Genomic DNA, 1,110 nt, shown 5'->3' on the forward strand with positions numbered 1-1,110 from the left:
CGTTAAGGTGGGCACTCTAGGCTGACTGCCGGTGACAAACCGGAGGAAGGCGGGGATGACGTCAAATCATCATGCCCCTTATGACCTGGGCTACACACGTACTACAATGGCCGGTACAACGGGTTGCGAAGCCGCGAGGCGGAGCCAATCCCAGCAAAGCCGGTCTCAGTTCGGATTGCAGGCTGCAACTCGCCTGCATGAAGTCGGAATTGCTAGTAATCGCGGATCAGCATGCCGCGGTGAATACGTTCCCGGGTCTTGTACACACCGCCCGTCACACCACGAGAGTTTACAACACCCGAAGCCGGTGGGGTAACCGCAAGGAGCCAGCCGTCGAAGGTGGGGTAGATGATTGGGGTGAAGTCGTAACAAGGTAGCCGTATCGGAAGGTGCGGCTGGATCACCTCCTTTCTAAGGAGCCCTTTAAGGGCATTAATAAGTCCGATTACGCTCGAGTTCAGTTTTGAAGGGGTAATGCGAAAGCGTATCCTTTCAAACAACCTGTCTGGTGGCGATGGCGGAGGGGTTCCACGCGTACCCATCCCGAACACGACCGTTAAGCCCTCCAGCGCCGATGGTACTTGGACCGCAGGGTCCTGGGAGAGTAGGACGTCGCCAGGCAGGCCCAATTAAACGGGTCTATTCACGGCTCGATCAATATTGGCCTTTAGCTCAGCTGGTTAGAGCGCACCCCTGATAAGGGTGAGGTCGGTGGTTCGAGTCCACTAAGGCCAACCATACTTGCCTTTCGGGGTCCACGCAAAGGAATCGGAATAAGCTGCGAAGCTTAACGTCACTTTGTGGGGAAATATCATGGGGACGTAGCTCAGCTGGGAGAGCACCTGCCTTGCACGCAGGGGGTCAGGAGTTCGATCCTCCTCGTCTCCACCATGTTCTGTTCTTGCACCTTGAAAACTGGATAGCGAAACGAAACATCAATTGCGCTGATGAAACATCATCGAAAGCCACCTTTGTTTTTAACTTAACAGGTTAAGCTAATAAGGGCGCACGGTGGATGCCTAGGCGCCAGGAGCCGACGAAGGACGCGACGAACAGCGATATGCTTCGGGGAGCCGTAAGTGGGCTTTGATCCGGAGATTTCCGAATGGG

General features: G+C 55.1%; 2 tRNA genes and 3 rRNA genes. All 5 read left to right on the forward strand.

Annotated features, from left to right (window positions below):
- Positions 1-411, forward strand: a 16S ribosomal RNA gene (locus E5161_RS20595); the annotation flags it as partial.
- A 93-nt stretch (positions 412-504) separates the two neighbouring features.
- Positions 505-621 (forward strand): 5S ribosomal RNA (gene rrf / locus E5161_RS20600).
- A 40-nt stretch (positions 622-661) separates the two neighbouring features.
- Positions 662-738 (forward strand) — tRNA-Ile (locus E5161_RS20605).
- Positions 739-815: 77 nt separating this feature from the next.
- Positions 816-891 (forward strand) — tRNA-Ala (locus E5161_RS20610).
- Between the two features lie 97 nt (positions 892-988).
- Positions 989-1,110 (forward strand): 23S ribosomal RNA (locus E5161_RS20615); the annotation flags it as partial.

Source organism: Cohnella pontilimi (assembly GCF_005049045.1).
Taxonomy (GTDB): domain Bacteria; phylum Bacillota; class Bacilli; order Paenibacillales; family Paenibacillaceae; genus Cohnella; species Cohnella pontilimi.